The sequence below is a fragment of the Chitinophaga niastensis genome, assembly GCF_003014755.1.
Taxonomy (GTDB): domain Bacteria; phylum Bacteroidota; class Bacteroidia; order Chitinophagales; family Chitinophagaceae; genus Chitinophaga; species Chitinophaga niastensis.
In genome coordinates this window covers 335,426-355,396 of the sequence record NZ_PYAW01000005.1, presented here as the reverse complement: position 1 = coordinate 355,396, position 19,971 = coordinate 335,426, and the positions used below count along the sequence as shown (strand labels likewise).

Below are 19,971 nucleotides of genomic sequence, written 5' to 3'. Positions count from 1 at the left end.
CTAGCCAATGAGTTTTATGCATCTGAAAATATATAAATTCATACTATATATGCTATACGTAAAACCAATAATTAGCAGTTAATCTAAACTACTGTCAGCGGTGGCACCACCGTATTGGCTTTTACTTTTGCGAACCTGGATATCACAGCACCTGCACCTACTACAGCACCTTTTTCTATATGTGCACTTCCGCCGATATAAGCATTGGGCGCGATGTGCACAAAATCTTCAATCACCGCATCATGATCAATTACCACACCCGCATTTATAATTACATGTTTTCCTATTACCGCATTGGCCTGTATTACGGCGTTGGCAAGCACTACTGTTCCTTCTCCCCGTTTAACACTATCGACTACACAAGCAGCAGGATGTACCAGGGAAATAAAAGCATGTTTAACGCTATATGCAATACGTTGCCGCACTGTATTATTCCCGATACCTATGATCATTCGCGCTTCTTTAAAAAGATGCGTTCCATATTGTTGCACTGTTGCATTCCCTTCTCCTGCCTCATCATCAAAAAATCCACAAAGTATTTTTTGTGTACTTACCACGAGATCCGCTACTACATTAGCATGCCCACCGGCACCATAAATTACTACGTTGACATCATCGTTAATATTCATCTGACCGCCTGTTTCCTTTCTGATGATTACATTCCTATTTTTATTTCCTGTCATAATGCCACCGTTTTTATCATTAATTTGTTTTTCAGACTAATATAAATCACTGTAAGTGGCGCACATATCACCACAAAAGTGAGTGTCGCATTCCAATTACTATAAATAACCAATAAATTGATCGCCATCTGCATGACACCATAAGCTGTACTGATAACGAGATGCGACACCTTACGATCATTCGCTAATATTTGATAGAAATGTGACCTATGTGCTTTAAATATATTTTGCTTCAATAACAACCGGTGCACAATGGTTAGAATGGCATCTACACCATACACCGCCAGGAAAAGAATATATATCCAGTTTCCACTGGTCAATATCAGATCCAGTAAAAGTGTGATAATCCAGAAAGCGATGGTTACGCTTCCAACATCTCCCGCAAAACAAATTGCTTTTGTTCTGAAATTAAAAAACAGGAATACAATACAAGCCAGTATGGGCAGCCATACCATATCCGGTTGTATGAAGGGCATCACCTGTATGTTAATCATCTGCAGGGAAAGTAGTACTACCAGGCTATATATACCTGTAATACCATTTATACCATCCATAAAATTATATGCATTGATAATTCCAATCGCCAAAATGTATAAACAAATAACGCCGTAAACAGGAAAGTTGGAAAACACACTTAAATAAACAAACATACAGGTGACAGCCATCATGTGAAATACAATCCGTATCCTGTTGGATAAAGTAAATATGTCATCCAGGAAACTAATGATCCCAACCATAATGATACCTGCTACAGGCAACCAGTATTCATTGAAATGCCATACCAGCGCCACCAGGGCAGCAACTATAAAAATGATGCCTCCACCCCGGATAGTGATACTGCTATGTGAACTTCTTTCATTGGGTTTATCTACAATATTATATTTGTCGGCCACACGAAAGTATCCGAACATCAATAAAAAAAACAATACTATCAGTACCAGGTAAATCATAAAATAGTCGGTAATTTTTCAATAACATTAGACGGATTCCATTGTATCAATTTTCCTGCCTTGCGATCATCAAAGGTCAAAGGAGAAAGAATTTTTCTGAGTTTATGGCTATTTATCGGGAAACGTTTCCCCACCAGGTCTCCAAATGCAGCCAACGACTGTGCAGCTACCAATGGAATACGTTTAGGGCTTTTCCTGTGCAATGCAGCAGCTATGCAGGTTTCCAGTTCAGCGAAACTCGGGTGATGTCTGTCTGTAAGATTAAACACACCTCCTACCTTTGCCACTATTGGTATAACGGCGGCAATGTCTGCGGCCCATACCACACTTTTCCTGGCATCTGCTTTACCGATGCTGAAATAGTGACCTGACTTAATACCTCTCAACATATCGCCCAGGTTGCCGGGTGGATTAGGGCCCGCAATTAATGGCAGACGCAGAATAGTTAGCTGCACCTGATTTTGTATAGCCCATTCCTGTAGCCATTCCTCTGCCATAATTTTGCTCCTGGCGTATGGCGTACTGCCATTAAGGGGAGCGTCTTCACTGATAAGCTGACCAGCATCTACTCCGTATACTGCTACTGTACTGATAAAAATAAATGCATCGGGCTTTTCTGTTGTTGTAAATGCTTTGCATAAATTTTTGGTTCCTTCCACATTCACGTTAAAAAATGCCGCTTCTTCGGCTGCTGATGTTGGCACCACATGCGCTTTACCGGCTGCATGAATAATGATATTATATTTTTTTTCAAGTGCAGGCACATCATTGCTCAGATCCGTATTATAAGTAGCAGAAGTGCTTCTGCCCAGCGTATCCACACAATAATCCAATGCTGGCTGCGACAGATAATCTACTATTATCTTTCCTAAAAAGCCGGAAGCTCCTGTGATTAATACATGCTTAGACATTTATGACTGCGTGTTTAAATGTTTAATATAAAAGCTGTTTACCTTATGCCAGAATTGCTGTTGTTCAAAATTATCTTCTATATAAGCGCGGCTATTTTTGCCAAGCTGCAGCCGTTTTGTTTTATCTGCTATCAGTACTTCGCAGGCGTCAACAATAGCTGCTACATGCTTAGCAGGAATTAAACTGCCGTTTACCCCATTAAATACCATCTCATTGCAGCCATTAATATCAGTAGTAATACAAGGCAATCCCATTGCACACGCCTGCATTAACGATTGCGGGAATCCCTCCCGGTAGCTGGGAAAAACAAATATGTCCGCCGCTGCCAGATAAGGCCTGATATCATCCTGATGACCGGTACTGATAATGCCGGGCAAGTCATTCATTAAGGCGATCGTTTCTTTATTCAGCGGATTGATATCTTCTGCGGGCCCTACCAGCACAAGTCTGAGTTTATTATACTTTTGGGTAAGTATTTCAAATGCAGCCACCAGTTCATTGATACCTTTATAAAAAGCAAGACGTCCTACAAAGCATAAAACAACCTCCTCATCCGCGATATTATATTTTTCTTTAAACGCTTGTGCAGACTGCATTACAGCCGGTGTTTTGCTGTAGTAAGAAAGATCAATACCATTGCTGCTACCTTTTCCCAGTACCTTTAATTTATTACTGTTATGAGCCAGTTTATTTTCAATGATATATTTTTCCAATTCCATCGAATTGGGTAATATCCAGTCCGCAAACCGGTAGGTCAATTTTTCTACGGTCACCAATAATTTTCTTTTCATCCCCTGGCTTTCCATCAGTGGTAAACCTGCTACGGTGTGCATTTTCAGAGGCACTCTGCATATATAGGCAGCCAGCATACCAATGGTTCCGGCTTTGGGTGAATGTGAATGAACAATGTCTGGTTTAATTTTCCTGATGAGTTTTACCATATGATACAATGCTTTCAGGTCCTGCAAAGGATTGAGCGATCTGGACAAAGGAACATGGTAATGCGGTGCTCCTTCATTTTTCATCAGGGTATTCACTTCAGGTCCTGTTGTGCTGGCCATGTAAACCTCCATCCCATTATCTTTCATATACCTGATCTGTCCGCGTAACAGCAGGTGCAAAGAATGAGGAATGGTGGAAACGCGCAGCAGTTTTATTTTTTTATGCTCCATTGGTATCTGCTATTGAATCTCTAAATTCTTCTTATTGCCTTGCTGTAGTTTCAGCTTCTTCACTTCATCCGTACTGCCGGCTTTCTGAATAGATACATTTCTAAACTTGCACTGAGGTGCAAAATCATAAGTTCTATATCCTTTAAAAGGCGTAACATTATTCTTCCATACCGGGTCTATTACCTGAATACTGCCTTTCAAAGGAATTGTTCCTTTAGCATAAGTATCTTTTGAACCGCCCAGCCAGAAACCAACGGAAGAGCCATCATCGAGGTGACCATTAATCGTAATATTTACATCCCTCGCATCACTTCCGGGTAGTCTGTCTAAACCTATTACAACACCATATTTAGCGTTATTAAATGTAACCGGATGATCCATCTCAATATTATTTACCAATGCCCAGCTGTCGTTAGGTTCAATATCAATACCACTCATCGGGAGTGTTCCGTTACTGTTGGATACAACCGGTCTTATCAGCTTTAAGCCATTTACCGAAATGATGCTGATACCGTTGCGGCGGTTATTATCCAGGGCAGCATTATAGATAGTAATATTGGAAGAAACTGCCTTCGTCTTTGCCGATTGCCCGATATAAATGCCATCTCCCCAGCAGTCTGTTACAACCGGGTGAATGATGGTCACGTTTTTGGATCCCCGGATACTCAAGCCCATTCCCCATTCCCCTTCATTGCCCTTGTGATTTTTTCTGTCACCGGCTATAACAGGAAAATATACTTTTACATTTTCTACATCGATGATATTCAGCACGGAATAATTTTTCTTATCTGTAGGCTGTAGTAATAGTGCTGAATGTTTCCTGAAAACCGCATTGCTGTTATTTTTCAGCAGCAGTCCTTTATCATTGACCAGCACAGGAAAATCGGGGAATACCACTTCCGTATGCGTATCAATACCTTGCTGTAATTGCGTGGTATAATCAACAGTACCATCCTTGCTGTAACCGGCAGGTAATACGGAGGTGAGGTCAAAGGCTGTACTAGCGATGCCTGTTGCTTCTTTTGCAAACGCATCCAATCCAATATTAGCCGTGTAGCCAACTGGTAATTTCCGGTAAACAAATCCCGGTTGAGCATCACTACCAAGGAAAACCAGGCATAAGCAAGTCAATGTTATAAATAAGTGTCTGTTCATATTCCTGCGTCTTAATAATTGGTAAAACAATAAGTGCATCAGACTCTCTTACGCTTCCTGATAGCCGTTTTCATAAATGGCTTCCCATTTTTTAAGGATCATAGATTTTTCAAAATGACTGCGGACAAAAGCAGCATTCCGTTGCCCCTGTAATGCCAGTGCAGCTGGTTCCGTATTCATCATTTGTCGCATGCCTGCTGCCAGTGCAGCTGGGTCCTGAGGGGGGACTACTATTCCTCCGCCTGCATCTTCAATGATATATTTTACTTCTCCCACATCAGTGCCTGTTACCGGCAATCCTGCAGACATCGCCTCCAGCATAGCCATGGGCAATCCTTCGCTGCGGGAAGAAATCACATAGCCATGGTAGTTCGTCAGCAATGCAGGAATATTTTTAACGATACCAAGAAAATTCACATGCCTGGATAAACCCGCCAGTTCTACCTGTGATTTCAAGGTAGTTTTCAGGTCGCCATCACCGGCAATATCCACCACAAAATCAGCTACGTGAGGCTGCATCAGCTGCAACGCATCAAACAGGTTTTTATAATCTTTCACTTCAATCAACCGTCCTATCGCTATCCAACGAAATATATCAGTAGCAGGTTTTTCTTCAACAATTGTAAACTTGCTTATATCAATGGCGTTGTGTACAATCGCAGAACGGTCAGGTCCAATACAATGCCTTTTACTCAGGTTTTCCAATGCAGGTACGGACACGGCTGTATGAAAATCCACCCATCGTGAAGTAAGCCGGTAAATTAAATAAGGATTATAAACAGTAGCTGCCAGATCATAATTGCTATGGGTAGTATTAATAACCCTGATAGCAGGGAATCGTAGCTTAATCATCCGGCTTATCAGGTTAGCCTTAAACAGGTGGCTGTGTATTACATCAGGTGCTATGTCTTTTACTATGCTGAATAATTGCCTGAATACCTTCACTACAGAACCAATACCACCGGCACCAAGATTATAGTGTTTAATACGGCTATCCAATCTTCCTGCCAGGCTCAGATCCCGCACTACTGTTACCAGAGATACTTCATAGCCGGCATCTGCAAATGCCGGCATAATGCCTATTAACTGGCTTTCCGCACCACCGTAACCCAAGCCATTGATAATAAATAAAATCTTACGGTTTTTCATCTCCTTAGATTGACATAAAAAATGAAGAATAATCAAAATTCTGCGCAGCCAGTCTTTTACCCTGCAGATCTTTTGCTTTAATAATGGCGCTGGCCAGCGCATGTTCATCTTCTACCGGTACAATAAAACCATTTACACCGGGATCAATAACACCGGTAAAATCCACACAACTGGTAGCCACCACAGGTGTGCCAAGCAGCAAAGCTTCCAGTACTACATTAGGAAATCCTTCTTTACGGGAAGGCAATACAAACACATCTCCTTCCCTGAAATAAGGATAAGGATTAGATTTAAAGCCATGAAATAATATATGATCCGCAAGTCCATATTGTTCCACCAGGTCATGCAATTTTTTTCCATAGCCTGGTTCTGTATTTTCTTTACCAAGTATATGCAGCCTCGCTTTCGGAATTACCTTCACCACCCTGTCCATTGCTTTAATGAGCACATCAAATCCTTTCATGGAATATAATGTTCCTGCTGCCACCAGGTTATAACGGGTGTTGTCAAAAACATTGATCAATTCCTGGCTGAGTGTTTCTACCTGTTTATTATTTATAATATTGGGGATATGCTTTACTTTTTCCGCAGGAATGTTATAATGTATTTCCGCTTCTGATTTCATCTGCTCCGTTTGTGCAATCACATAATGCGCATGGCAGAGAATATGACGATTCATAAAACGTTCTATTCTTCCTTTAAAACCCGCTCCCAGTTTATTACTGGGTAGTGTAGGCAAACGTACCACGCTAACAAATCTGCTGCGACTAATCTTACGCATCAGAATAGTAATAATGCTGATATGGTTAAGACTGGTAAAAACAATATCCGGCTGTATTTCTTTTAAGACATTATAAATCTCCTTCGACCCGGATCGGGTGTTGGGCTTATTCAGCTGTATCAGCTTTACTTTTTGCGTAACCAGTTCCAGGTAATCGTTGGATGAACAAATCACTATCATCACAATATCAAACAACTCCACATTGAGTGAGTTGATAATATTCATTACCACCTTTTCAGCACCGCCACCTTTTAAGCTGGGCAATATGAACACTATTTTCTTTTTCATGTTTTTCATTCAATACCTTAAGATAAATGCGCATACTCTTCCGGGAATATTGCCTGTTCCCACCTATTCTCAGCGGGTATGGTCAACTGTTTCGCGGCTTTCCTCTCTGCAATTTTCCTGTCTGCCAACACAATAATGAACAGCAGCATCAGCATAACACGTTTATCATAATATGATACCAGGCCTACATCCATCAGCATCAGGATCAGCACGAAAGCTGCCAGGAAAGCGCCCGTACGGTGTTCCCATAATTTCCGCAGTATAGAAAAGTGTATGCTGTAATAAATAAGAGGTCCCAGAAAGCCCACGCCGAACAATAATTCTATGTAGTTATTATGTGCATAGAGATGATAGTAATATTTAAAACTGGCAGCGCCGTAACCAATAAACGGGCTGGCTGTAAACTGTATCCATCCTTCCCGAATAAACATCACGCGCTCTTCTGTACTCCCCTCATTGCTCTTACCTCCCATTGTTGACAACATCCTGCCCAGTCGTTCAAAAGCCGGCCCCATAGTATCTGTTACAAAATCTATCTTCACAAAAAACAACACCAGTGATCCTGCCAGTCCTACTATCAGTATTGTTTTAAACGATGCCATCATCCTTTTGAAATTTATCAGACCATAAAGGAAGAGCAGTAAAAAACTAAACGTAATTCCTTTGCGGGAGGCGGTCAGAAAAATAGTATAGAGTGCCAGCACGATATTAATGATGTGCAATCCTTTAAGCGCTTTGGAAGAAGAAGATCTTTCCTGGAAAAACAATAAGCTCAGGAACATCGAGAATAACAACATAATAGCCAGGTAATTGGGATTTAACTCCGTACCTATAAAGCGTGCCATCTCTTCATCATGATTCTGCAGGAACCCGAAATAAGGTAATCCCAATGCAAGCGAATAGTTAATAAAAGAATACCCCAGCAGCAGGTAAACGATCAGGCTAAACAGGTTATACCGCACCACAAAATAGTAGAGTACAAAGCTGTTCAATATCGTCACAAACAGCATAAGTGTATGCAGCAATGTAGCTTCCCCGTCGGGCGCCCATATAACAGATAACAGTGCCAGCATAGCCAGTGGAAACATGCGATACCCATGTATATTCTGACTAAAATCGAAATGTTTTATTTTCTGCAGATCCAGAAAAAATGCCAGGTACATCAGGAAACTGATTCCCCAACCATACATCACCAGCCATTCTTTGTTGAGAAACAAAAGACTGAGAATGAACAGCGACACCAGTATTTTTACGTGTAGTGGTTTCATGTTACACTCATTTTATCAGCAGCTATTGCTGCCAGCAAATCATCTATCATAAAGTGCTGCGGTATAAATGGTCCCGCATGCCAGTTTAAATCAGTATCCCAGTAGCCGGTGCAATCATCATACACCTGTATCGAAAAACCATAACTCATTTCTACTATCAGTGGTGTATTATGTTCATCAAAGATGAAATCCAGCGCCAATGATTGTGATTTTAGTTGCGCAGCCAGATCCAGTGTAATGCGCACGCAGCGTTCATCAAACAATTTTTTATCATAGCCGATTACACCGCTGCCGGATGCACGAAAATCTCCTGCGCGATTATAACGCCTGATAGCAAAGGCTTTTCCGCCAATAGCAATAATGCGTGTATCGTAATCATTGGCTTTCATAAAGTCCTGGAAGTACACATATCCTTTTTCGCGGCCACGCATTTTTTCGAATGCAGTAGGTAAAAAAACTCTCCCTAATCCTTTAATAATACCAGCAACAGCAGTTATATTTTTATCACGTTTTAGCCTCCACACCGCATCATTAAAGCGGCTAAAACGATCCCTGGCAGAGAATCCGCGGCCAAATGCCTTGTTTGTCAGTTGCCGGGCCGCCACCGCACTCTTCACCAGTTTTACATTGGAAGATCCGGCGCCACCTCTCAGCTTAAATACTTTAGGGAAAGCGGTGTTATTTATCCATTCCAACGCCTGTTGTTTATTGTAAAAAACATAAGAAGGCACCAGTGGTGAACCAATCGCTTCCATCAGATATTTCTGACCTACCTTATCATCAAAGTACCAGGCGGTGGCGCTGTCAGGGAATACTTTTTTCCCCTGTGCTTCCAGTGAATAAGTTAGCTGCCTTGCAAACAGTACTGCCTTCTCATCTGCATGGTGCCAATGCCAGAGCAGGGCATCGCAGCTTTCCAGCTGTTGGATAATATCTGTTGCATAACAGTCCACTTTTTTATATGGGATACTGTTAGCATCACAGTAAGCGATCCATCTGTCGCTGAAAGTGCCGGGTGTATGATGTATACCTAATTTCATTTTTTATGTGTTTTATATTTCCACCATAATCCTATACCCATCATGCCTCTCGCTATTACCAGGTTTAACGCAGCGCCTATACCGGCAAAGCCCATGATCAGCGGAAAAGCCATTATAAAACCAGCAATAGAAGCATACACGGTGTTTTTCATCACCAGGCGGTCTTCGCGTTTCACAATAAAATAATTGGTGCCATAACAATAATACATGCTCATAAAAGGCACGCTGAGTGCCATGATACAAAGCATCCATACTGCATTGCTGCCTTTTAGATGAAATAATAATGTGATGGGCTTAGATAAGGCGCAAATGCCTGCAAACAAAGCAAAGCCGGTTAACAGCATTAACTTCTTGAATTTTTCAAACGCGCCTCCATTTCTGTTGAGGAATGGGAAAAAGACGCGGGAAAGGATACTAATAAAAGTATTAGCTGCCTCAATAAGGCTCTTTGCCGCTCCGTACACACCTACAGCTGCATTACCGGCAATCAGTCCCAGTAAAAAAGTAGTAGAATTATTATACAGATTAGGTAGAAATTGGTTGATAAAAATGTTGAAGTTAGTCTTCAGGACGTCAAATATTCTTGAGCACCCGATAAAGCTAAACCGAAGCTTGTAGCGTGTTATCAGGAGATATTGTGCAAACAGGCCGGCACCGATATATCCAAGTGCGTTAAAAAGCGGATACAGGAAAAAATCGGCCTCTTTCCGAATGAAAAAGAAAATACAAATAGTGAAAAATATTTTTATACAGGCAGATAGTATAGTGATATATTTCATTTCTTCCATCCCCTGAAAAAACCATTCAGGGAAAAGCGCATAGCCTGCTAAAGCTGGAAATGTAAGCAGGAATACTGTTTTATTAGCAGCAAATTGTGGCACCAGGAGCACCACCGGCAAAAACAATCCGAATGATATTAATACCAGCATTGTTTTGGTAGATAGCACCCTGCTGTAAATATGGCTCAGCATTTTGTTGCTATGGCGATGCACGGCCACATCGCGCGTAGCGGTGATATTGAAGCTAAAATCAGTAAAGCTTTGAAAGTACGCCAGTAAAGAGTTGGCAATAACAATCACACCGTACTTTTCAGCGCCCAGTACACGTAACACGTAAGGCAATGTTATCAGTGGTAAAACCATGTTCAGTCCCTGCAGTACAGACAATGCACCAAAGTTTTTAATGAGTGTTTTATGTTCCTTCGAAAATCGTTTCACTGTTAATATTGTTTTATCACCACCGCAGGATTACCGCCGGCGATGCTCATGGCAGGGATATCTTTATGTACTACACTATTGGCAGAAATAATACTGCCTTCGCCGATGTTTACACCGGGCAGAATTACTACGTTGGTACCTATCCATACGTTATCAGCAATGCTAACCGGTTTCACGGTACCATGCGTGTTGATGCGATTACTGACATCCGGAAAGGAGAGGTCGTGGCCATTGCCATCCATGATCTGGGTATTAGCCGCGATCAGGCAATTTTTTCCAATAGTAATTTTGCTGTATGCATGGATACAGGTACCGTGTATGCGGCTGTTATCACCAATAAAGATTTCACCGCCGGCTCTGTCCAGCAATAACTTACACGGTGCATGCATGTTGAGATGATAACCGATCCTGTCTGAATTGATAATTACATTTTTACCGATGTGTAAGCGGGTACCTTTCACCAGTTTTATAATTGGCTTTTCAACGAAGCGCATGGCCTCGCCCAACGTTACTGACACGTCTTTTCTTGCTACCAGGCGGTATTGCACAATGGTATTGATCAGCTTTCGCCTGATCATGGATATGGTTATACTCATAAAAGGTTTTTCAACAGCAGCAGCTAAGCTATCCTATCTTCCTGTTGATATAGGCAGCTGTAGCAGCTTCGCTACTGCGTATGGTTCCCGGGTTTCCCAATACAATGGAATGATCCGGCACATCAAAATTTACATATGCGTTTGGTGCAATCAATACATCATTACCTATTTTCACATTCCCTACAATCACTGCGTTGGCGCCGATCCATACCTCATTGCCTAACACCGGCACCCCCTTTCCTTTTCCCCGGTTAGCCTGACCGATGGTAACACCCTGGGCAATGTTGCAGTTTTTCCCAATGATGGCTCCCTCATTCACTACGATGGTACCAAAATGCCCGATATAAAATCCTTCTCCAATATTGGTGTTATACGGGATTTGTATGCCATAACGGATACTGTATTTTTTCAGCAGCAAGCGGGCAATAAGCTTCAAAAGCCCACTGCTCCTGCCTGCCAGGCGGAAGAAGAAAATATATCGGTAGCCCGGTGTTCTCCATCCCCGGGCAAAGGATCTCCATCCGGTATTACCATAATACCTGAACAAATCGGGTTTACTATATTTCAACATTATTTACTGGCTTGTAAATTTTTTTCGTACCATTCTACTGCTATCTTTAATCCGTCCAGTACTGAATAGTGAGGCTTGTAACCTATGAGGGAACCAGCTTTGCTGATATCAGCCAAACTATGTTTTACATCTCCTGCACGCTCTTCGCGATATTCAGGTGTGATGTTTTTATTTGTCAGTTCAGTGATCCTGTACCATAACTGGTTTAATGTGGTTCGCTCACCAAAGGCAATGTTCACCACCGTATGCGTGTTGATATCAGTAGCCAGTAAGGCCCTGATATTTGCCTGTACCGCATTTTCCACGAATGTGAAATCGCGGCTGGTTTCTCCGTCGCCATTGATAAAAGGGGCTTCTCCTTTCAGCGCGGATTCAATAAAAAGCGGGATCACTGCAGCATAAGGTCCACGCGGGTTTTGACGCGGTCCGAATACGTTAAAGTAACGCAAGCCGATTGTATGAAACTGGTAGGTTCTTGAAAATACACTGCCGTATAACTCATTTACATATTTAGTAATGGCATATGGCGACAATGGGTTACCGATCTTATCTTCTTCTTTGGGCAATCCGGGGTGATCTCCGTAGGTGCTGGAACTTGCGGCATATACCAGCCGCTTTACCTGTGCATCCCGTGCAGCCACCAACATATTCAGGTGTCCTGCTACATTCACCTCATTGGTGGTGATGGGATCATTAATAGACCGGGGTACTGAGCCCAATGCTGCCTGATGTGTTACATAGTCTATTCCTTCTGTAGCCTTCCTGCAATCATCCAGGTTACGGATGTCGCCGGTCATCAGTTCAAAAGCAGGATTTGTTTTGAAGGGCGCCAGGTTTTCCTCACTGCCGGTAGAAAAATTATCCAGCACCCGCACTTTGCGTGCACCGTATTTCAACAGGTATTCAACTATATTGGAACCAATAAATCCTGCTCCGCCTGTTACCAGGAAAGTGGACTGGCTAATTATATTTCCTGTATGATATTGTGTTTCGTACATGATAATGTCTTTGAGATTATAAACGGCCATCAACAATTTCTTTAGGCAATAAGCCTTTCACATCATAAATCACAGCGCGCGGCTTGCACAGTTTCTTTATATCCAGTGATTTAAATTCGTTATGAGATACCGCCAGGATCACTGCGTCATACTCATCTGCGGCATTCAGCTCCTGCTGCGACTTCCAGCCATATTCATGCAATACCTCCGCCGGGGTAGCCCAGGGATCATATACAGTGATATCAGTACCGTAATCTGCCAGGTTACTGAGAATATCCACTACTTTGGTATTACGTACATCCGGACAGTTTTCTTTGAACGTGATGCCCAGTACCAGTATTTTAGCACCTTTCACCGGCATATCTTTCTTCACCATGAGCTTAATTACTTCCTGCGCAATGTACGCTCCCATACTATCGTTGAGCCTTCTTCCCGCGAGGATTATTTCCGGATGATAACCGGCCTCCTGTGCCTTTTGCGCCAGGTAGTAAGGATCTACACCAATACAGTGACCACCTACCAAACCTGGTCTGAAATTCAGGAAGTTCCATTTGGTACCTGCCGCTTTCAATACTTCGTCTGTATCAATGCCCAAACGATTAAATATTTTCGCCAGCTCATTCACGAATGCGATGTTTATATCGCGCTGGGCATTTTCAATTACTTTCGCTGCTTCAGCTACCCGGATAGTGGTGGCTTTATGCGTGCCTGCGGTGATTACGGAACGGTACAACTGATCTACTTTATCAGCTACCTCCGGTGTAGAGCCGGAAGTTACTTTCAGTATTTTGGCAACAGTATGTTCCTTATCACCGGGATTGATCCGCTCAGGAGAATATCCTGCAAAAAAATCTTTGTTGAATACCAGTCCGGATATTTTTTCCAGTACAGGTACACATTCATCTTCCGTTACACCTGGATATACAGTTGATTCATATATTACAATATCTCCTTTCTTCAGTACTTTCCCTACTGTTTCACTCGCTTTGAATAAGGGTGTCAGATCAGGACGGTTATTTTTGTCTACCGGAGTAGGGACCGTAACAATATAGTAATTACAGGATTCAATTTTGTTCAGTTCATTAGTGCAGTGCAAGCCAATAGAGGTACTACAGTCGCTCAGTACTTCCTTTAGTTTTTCAGCAGATACTTCCAATGTATGATCATTGCCGATGTTCAGGTCCTGCACTCTGGCAGCATTGATATCGAAGCCGATCACTTTAAATTTTTTTGCAAATTCCACTGCCAGTGGCAAGCCAACATACCCTAATCCTATCACTCCTATTTTGATATCCTGATTCATATTGTTATCGTTTATTATTTTTTCGATGTTTAATGATTATTTGCTGAATACTTTTTTGATCTTTTTTATGACATTGCCATTTGCCTCATCATCCATATAGCCATAGCCGTAACCGTAGCCATAACCATAGCTGCCGGAGGTTTTTACATCATTAATGATAAGGTTAAGACAGGGCATTTTCCTGTTGTTATAAAGATCTTTCGACAATTTAGCCTGTTCCTTGAAGGTATAGCCCTGACGCATCAGATAAAGCGTAGCATCTGCGAATCTGCCCAGTAACTGTGCATCGGTCACCAGCCCAACCGGAGCGGTATCTACAACAATGTAGTCAAATTGCTCACGTAATTCGGCAAAGAGCAGCGCAGTTTTATCCAGTAGCATCAATTCAGCCGGGTTTGGCGGTATGGGGCCGGAGGAAATCAACCAACAGTTATCATGTATACCAGAGGGCTTTATAATAGTCTCTAAAGGAGATTTACCAATTACATAAGTACTGAATCCCATATGATTACTGATCCCCAGTTGCTCGGAAATCCTGGGTTTCCGCAGATCCAGTTCCAGTAATACCACTTTTTTACCAGACAAGGCCAATACAGCCGCCAGATTGGTAGCCACAAAGGATTTCCCTTCCCCACTCATACTGGATGTAAGCAAAATTACTTTTTCCTCCTGATTAGGCATAATAAACTGCAGATTGGTGCGCAAGGCTCTAAACTGCTCAGCTAAAGGAGTTCTTGTATCTTTCGTTACCACTACTTTCTGTCCTCCGTAATTATGACCTATCTCCGCTAAAATTGGTGCCGGCGTTAGCTTTGTAATATGTTCCCTTCCGGTAATACGGCGGCTGAGTACATCACGCAGGTATAAAATACCGGCCGGAAAGGCCATACCAAAGATAAAAGAGATCAGATATATAAACAAACCTTTGGGCTTATATGGCTTCGGGTCACTTTTGGCAGCATCTATTATCCTTGCTGTAGCCAGATTGGACGATTTGGTAATCGCTGATTCTTCCCTTTTTTTCAGTAGAAAAAGATACAGTTCCTGCTTAATAGCCTGCTGCCGGGAATAATCCAGAAATACCCTTTCAGTAGAAGGTACCTTTTTTATCTTTTGATTCAACATACCTGAATTTCGTTCGAGCTCATCAATACTCACCTGGAGGCCATTTTTAAAAGAGCCCAGATTCCGCATCAGATCTAAGCGCAAACCAGCCAACTGCCCGTCCATATTCCTGATTAGCGGGTTAGCATCTGTACTGGATAATAAGAGCCGCTCCCGTTCCAGCTGCAGGGTATTATATTTTTCAACGATGCTCACAAAAGTCGGATCCTGCACCACAATAGCAGAAGGTACCACTCTTTTGTTGTTTTTATCATCTTTTACATATTGTTCCAGCGATTGTACCACGTTAAGCTTCACCTGCAGATCTATCAGCTGCTTACGAAAATCACCACTGCCGGCTACCATTTGGCGAGACTGTTCACCAATATCAGCCAGTTCATTAGCTTCCTTGAAGTGCTGTATGTTTTTTTCCACGCCCGACAACTCACCTGTTACTATTAACAAACGTTTATCTATAAACGCAATAGTACTATCTGCAATACGGTTTTTATCTTCCACGCTGGCATGCAAATACGCATCTATCAGTTTATTCAGTACAGCCTCTCCTTTAGCCGGAATGGTAGCGGAAAGCGTGAGATCTATAGTACTTACCTGTTTGTTCGGAATATTCACATCCAGCATCCGTTGATATTCAGCGACGGTTTTGTCTATAGAATTCAATTGTACGGTATAGAGATCCCTGTCCAGCGCTACTTCCCTGTTTCGCTTCAGTTGCAAAATACCTTCAGGCAAATGAATGGTATCGTTCCACTTTGCTTTACGACTGAATGCATTTTCCCGGCTGATCAGATATTCAGTAGTACCAACGGGCTTCACCTCATAGGTCATCATTTTCAAGCTATCCCGTAAAGTTTGCCACTCCATGGTAAAGGGTACACTCACATATAATTCAGACTTCTTAAAATGCCCGTCTATCAGATAGTTGATATAAAGATGTTCATCCCGCACTACCTTTTCCATGAGGGAACGGGAGTTTACAATTTCCATTTCATTGTCTACATTGCTCTTGCTGGTAAACAATTCCATCTGTTGCAGTATTTCAGCACCCGGAATATCCGATCCTTTCTGCTGGTCTTCCACCAGTATTTTTGCGTTGATCTTATAGGCAGGTGTAGCATAACGCAAATAGGTAAAGCCGAGGGAGCCGGTAAGCAAAATGCTTAATACAAACCAGTACCAGTTGGCCATCAGGCTATCCAGTATCTTCCTGAGATCCAGCGTAGATGCCGGCTCATCTGTATGTTGTGTACCAGAATGCCCGTTCAAAGGCTTCTTACCGTTTAAATGTTGATATAGATTTTCCTGCATAATACCGGACATTAAAAGTTTATCCTTGAGCCAATGACAATCAACAATGATAACACCGAAGCCATTATTGAAATCCTTTTTACCTGTTGCATATCTGTAGCGGCTATCTTGCTCTTATTCGGTTCTACATACACTACATCTCCCTGATGCAGGTAATAATAAGGCGATGCAAACAGATTACTGTTATTCAAATTAAATCTTACAAATTCTTTCTTTCCCGCTGCTTCTCTGATCAATAACACATTTTCACGTTTTCCATAAATAGTGAGGTCTCCCGCAGCACCCAGGGCATCCAATATGGTCACTTTTTCATTGGGCATAATATAGGAAGATGGTCTTGTCACTTCACCCAATACTGTAATTTTGAAATTCGCGAAACGCACATTCACAACAGGATCTTTATATAAAGCTGCTGCTTTGACCTGAATGTCATCCCGTACCTCATCAGTAGATTTACTTTTTACATTCACCTTTCCAATCAGCGGCAGTGCAATGTTGCCATCTTTATCCACCAGGTAGCCACTGGCAGCAGTAGCTACACCAGCCTGCTGTGCGGAGGCTATCCCTGACTGCTGATTCAGCAAAGCTGTTGCAGCAGGATCCAGTGTCTGAATTGTTACCTGCAGAATATCATCTATCTGAATGGCCGGTGTTTTATAAATTGCCTGTGCAATAGTTGTATTAAGCACTGTATCTGGTACATCTCTGAAATAAGCAATATTCTTAGGACCCGAACATGAAAACAATCCCATGAGCAATATCCCTGTCACTAAACATTTTACTAACCATCTGTTGCTGCAAAAAACGCCTCCTGGCAACCGGTTTTCCCTGTTACTAAACTTCATATTATTCTTATCAATTTTTATATAAGCGTTACGGTTATAACTACGTCCGGTTACATCTTTATTTTATCTTTATCCAGCTCTTCGTAAGTAGAATTTTTACTGATAAACTCTGGTACCAGTTGTTTCATCCTGGCTACTGTTGGCGTGAGATAATGTTTTCTTGCAGACTCTATAAGTTGGTTTACCTGTTCATTTACTTCTGCAAAATCAGATGCACGTACTTTAGCGATCATGATTTTCTCGTGATAAGTGGGCAAAGTATTTTCTGCATTGTTCAACAATTCTTCATACAATTTTTCACCCGGACGTAATCCTGTAAAAACAATCTGTATATCTTTTCCGGGCTCTTTGCCGGACATGCGAATCATTTTACGCGCCAGTTCCGCGATCTTCATGGGTTTACCCATATCAAACACAAATATCTCTCCGCCTTGTCCCATAGAACCCGCTTCCAGTACAAGTTGGCAAGCCTCTGGTATCGTCATGAAGTAACGGGTAATATCCGGATGAGTAACGGTTAAGGGGCCGCCTTTTTCCAGTTGTTGTTTGAAGCGGGGGATTACTGAACCATTGGATCCTAATACATTTCCAAAGCGGGTAGTGATAAAACGTGTGGGCGGCGCACCATATACAGGTCCCAGTTTCTGATATTTTTCGTTGAGATGATTACTGAAAGATTGGGAAAATATTTCTGCGATGCGTTTGGAAGCCCCCATTACATTGGTAGGATTCACAGCCTTATCTGTAGACACCATTACAAATTTCTCTACACCATAATCTACAGACAATTCCGCCACTATCTTGGTCCCCAGCACATTATTCATGACCGCAATAGAAGGATTTTTTTCCATCATCGGCACATGCTTATATGCTGCAGCATGATACACGATGGCAGGCGCATAAATATCAAACAGTTGCTGCATGCGGACTTTATCACATACATTCCCGATAAACGGAATAATGGGAACCGTCACTAATTTTTCTGAAATCTCCAGTTCCAGCTCATGCAGTGGTGATTCGGCCTTATCGCACAACACAACTACAGATGGCTCATACTTTATCAGCTGCCTTACTATTTCGCTACCAATAGAGCCTGCGGCGCCGGTTACCAGTATACTCTTGCCTTTCAGCTCCTGACTGAGTTGCTGATTTTTTATATTGATAACAGACCTTTCCAACAGGTCTTCAATGTTAATGTCTTTCAGTTGAATACTGCTACTATTATTACTACCATCTGTCCACTTACTCACTGGTATAATTTTTTGTACTCTTATATTCAATACTATACACTCTTCTACCAATTCGTTCAGGTGCGCAACATCCAGGTGATCATCGGGAATAAGCAGTAAAGAAATTTTCCCTTCTTTCACCATTTTGAAAAGCTGTCCTTTGCGGGATGCGTACACAGGCAATCCCTCTATAGACTTACCTGCATGCGCGTTTGTATCGGCAAGAAATGCTGCAATACGAATATCTGATTCCGGGTTATCACTGATTGCTTTGCGCAACATCAAACTGGAATGTCCGGTGTAGTAAATAGCTGCACGCGTACGGCTTTGACTGCGAAAATTGTTATAATATTTGAATACCCACTTCACCAGCAGGCGATATGATAATAGTAAGAAGGAACTGATAAAGAAGTTAATCAGAATAACAGATATGGGAAAGATATTCAGCTGTATATCCAGGCCATGGCTGTAACCAATGGCAAGTAAAATACAGCAGCTGATGATATTCAGACTGGCAATGCGTCCTATGTCTGCAAGACTTGTAAATCTTACAATACCGCGATAAGTACGCAACAACAGCGATAGCACAAGGTTCACACCTAATACAGTCAGCCCGATTTTTTCCAACGGAAAAGGCGCGATGGCCTCTGCATCAAAGTTTAGCCTGAGGAGAAAAGCTAAATTGATGGCGATGACGGAACACCCAAGGTCTAACAGCAAAATAAGCCATGACGGGGTAATCCATGATGAACTACGCACCATAGGTTTCAATAATAAGATATGGTTATTAAATGTATATTCAGTCGTCCTACCAATCTAAGCTGCGTGTAATCAGGTTTTCATAGTTGCGCTTAAATTGTCAGATCGGATAATAACTGATTTGCACTTCCGGTTTTCAAATTTAGTACAAAGTAAATACTAAAATTGATAAGTTCTGTTATCAAAAAGTAAACATCAAAAAAAAATTAAAAAATTTACATTCTCTACAAAACTATTGTGTGCATAGGAATCCCGAACCGACTTAAAGAAGCGATTATGAAAACATATATCCATTTGTGGCTACTTGCTTAAACACTGCCCGGTTGGCACTTTCCCGCTAAATAACTAATATGGATACACGAAAAAACGCAGGATCAGCAACAGCAGCTGTTCATACAAAAAATAATTAACGAATGATGTCTTGCGGTGCTACATTGGTGTTTCTGCAACAGTACTTTTTTCAGCAATGACATACCCTCTTCTGAATGCTCTAAGTTCTTAGTTCGCTGGTACATGGTTTTTCTTTTTTTCGGTTAACGCTGATGCTCAAAATATGGTTAAGAATGTATGGTTAAAATTCAGCGTTATGTATTCTGTGATTCGGCGATATGGAACAAACACC

At 41.9% G+C, this 19,971-nt stretch carries 17 protein-coding genes; all 17 read right to left on the bottom strand.

Going from position 1 to position 19,971, the window contains the following annotated elements:
* Positions 1 to 83: 83 nt before the first annotated feature.
* On the bottom strand, positions 84 to 683 hold the full coding sequence (locus CLV51_RS22465; protein ID WP_211302088.1) for a PglD-related sugar-binding protein: 600 nt from the start codon (positions 681 to 683) through the stop codon (positions 84 to 86).
* Positions 680 to 1,633 carry an MraY family glycosyltransferase gene (locus CLV51_RS22460; protein WP_106530332.1) on the bottom strand — a complete coding sequence of 318 codons (954 nt, stop codon included), beginning with the start codon at positions 1,631 to 1,633 and terminating at the stop codon, positions 680 to 682. The genes CLV51_RS22465 and CLV51_RS22460 overlap by 4 nt, the downstream gene beginning before the upstream one ends.
* A complete protein-coding gene (locus CLV51_RS22455; RefSeq protein WP_106530331.1) occupies positions 1,630 to 2,544 on the bottom strand; it encodes an NAD-dependent epimerase/dehydratase family protein in 915 nt (304 codons plus the stop codon). Before CLV51_RS22455 ends, CLV51_RS22460 begins: the two co-directional genes overlap by 4 nt.
* Positions 2,545 to 3,717, bottom strand: coding sequence for a glycosyltransferase family 4 protein (locus CLV51_RS22450; RefSeq protein ID WP_106530330.1), 1,173 nt, complete (start codon positions 3,715 to 3,717; stop codon positions 2,545 to 2,547).
* Positions 3,718 to 3,726: 9 nt separating this feature from the next.
* Positions 3,727 to 4,872 (bottom strand): right-handed parallel beta-helix repeat-containing protein, encoded by a 1,146-nt coding sequence (locus tag CLV51_RS22445; protein ID WP_158267117.1) that lies wholly within the window; start codon positions 4,870 to 4,872, stop codon positions 3,727 to 3,729.
* Between the two features lie 48 nt (positions 4,873 to 4,920).
* Positions 4,921 to 6,021, bottom strand: coding sequence for a glycosyltransferase (locus CLV51_RS22440; RefSeq protein ID WP_158267116.1), 1,101 nt, complete (start codon positions 6,019 to 6,021; stop codon positions 4,921 to 4,923).
* A gap of 4 nt (positions 6,022 to 6,025) precedes the next feature.
* Positions 6,026 to 7,090 carry a glycosyltransferase gene (locus CLV51_RS22435; RefSeq protein ID WP_158267115.1) on the bottom strand — a complete coding sequence of 355 codons (1,065 nt, stop codon included), beginning with the start codon at positions 7,088 to 7,090 and terminating at the stop codon, positions 6,026 to 6,028.
* Positions 7,091 to 7,107: 17 nt separating this feature from the next.
* Entirely contained in the window at positions 7,108 to 8,358 is a 1,251-nt protein-coding gene (locus CLV51_RS22430; RefSeq protein WP_106530326.1) for an O-antigen ligase family protein, read from the bottom strand.
* Positions 8,355 to 9,398 (bottom strand): ATP-grasp domain-containing protein, encoded by a 1,044-nt coding sequence (locus tag CLV51_RS22425; RefSeq protein ID WP_106530325.1) that lies wholly within the window; start codon positions 9,396 to 9,398, stop codon positions 8,355 to 8,357. The genes CLV51_RS22430 and CLV51_RS22425 overlap by 4 nt, the downstream gene beginning before the upstream one ends.
* Complete coding sequence (locus CLV51_RS22420; RefSeq protein ID WP_106530324.1) at positions 9,395 to 10,615, bottom strand: oligosaccharide flippase family protein; 1,221 nt, start codon at positions 10,613 to 10,615, stop codon at positions 9,395 to 9,397. The genes CLV51_RS22425 and CLV51_RS22420 overlap by 4 nt, the downstream gene beginning before the upstream one ends.
* A 2-nt stretch (positions 10,616 to 10,617) precedes the next feature.
* Positions 10,618 to 10,857 (bottom strand): DapH/DapD/GlmU-related protein, encoded by a 240-nt coding sequence (locus CLV51_RS29940; protein WP_425430495.1) that lies wholly within the window; start codon positions 10,855 to 10,857, stop codon positions 10,618 to 10,620.
* Positions 10,858 to 11,239: 382 nt separating this feature from the next.
* Positions 11,240 to 11,782 (bottom strand): serine acetyltransferase, encoded by a 543-nt coding sequence (locus CLV51_RS22410; protein ID WP_106530322.1) that lies wholly within the window; start codon positions 11,780 to 11,782, stop codon positions 11,240 to 11,242.
* On the bottom strand, positions 11,782 to 12,810 hold the full coding sequence (locus CLV51_RS22405) for an SDR family oxidoreductase (RefSeq protein WP_245898893.1): 1,029 nt from the start codon (positions 12,808 to 12,810) through the stop codon (positions 11,782 to 11,784). The genes CLV51_RS22410 and CLV51_RS22405 overlap by 1 nt, the downstream gene beginning before the upstream one ends.
* Positions 12,797 to 14,083, bottom strand: a complete 1,287-nt coding sequence (locus tag CLV51_RS22400; RefSeq protein ID WP_106530321.1) for a nucleotide sugar dehydrogenase — start codon at positions 14,081 to 14,083, stop codon at positions 12,797 to 12,799. The genes CLV51_RS22405 and CLV51_RS22400 overlap by 14 nt, the downstream gene beginning before the upstream one ends.
* Before the next feature lie 36 nt (positions 14,084 to 14,119).
* Positions 14,120 to 16,516, bottom strand: coding sequence for a GumC family protein (locus tag CLV51_RS22395; RefSeq protein ID WP_158267114.1), 2,397 nt, complete (start codon positions 16,514 to 16,516; stop codon positions 14,120 to 14,122).
* A gap of 11 nt (positions 16,517 to 16,527) precedes the next feature.
* Positions 16,528 to 17,361, bottom strand: coding sequence for a polysaccharide biosynthesis/export family protein (locus CLV51_RS22390; RefSeq protein WP_245898891.1), 834 nt, complete (start codon positions 17,359 to 17,361; stop codon positions 16,528 to 16,530).
* Positions 17,362 to 17,411: 50 nt separating this feature from the next.
* The gene (locus CLV51_RS22385) at positions 17,412 to 19,352 is read right to left on the bottom strand and encodes a polysaccharide biosynthesis protein (RefSeq protein WP_245898889.1); all 1,941 of its coding nucleotides are present in this window, start codon (positions 19,350 to 19,352) and stop codon (positions 17,412 to 17,414) included.
* Positions 19,353 to 19,971 lie beyond the last annotated feature (619 nt).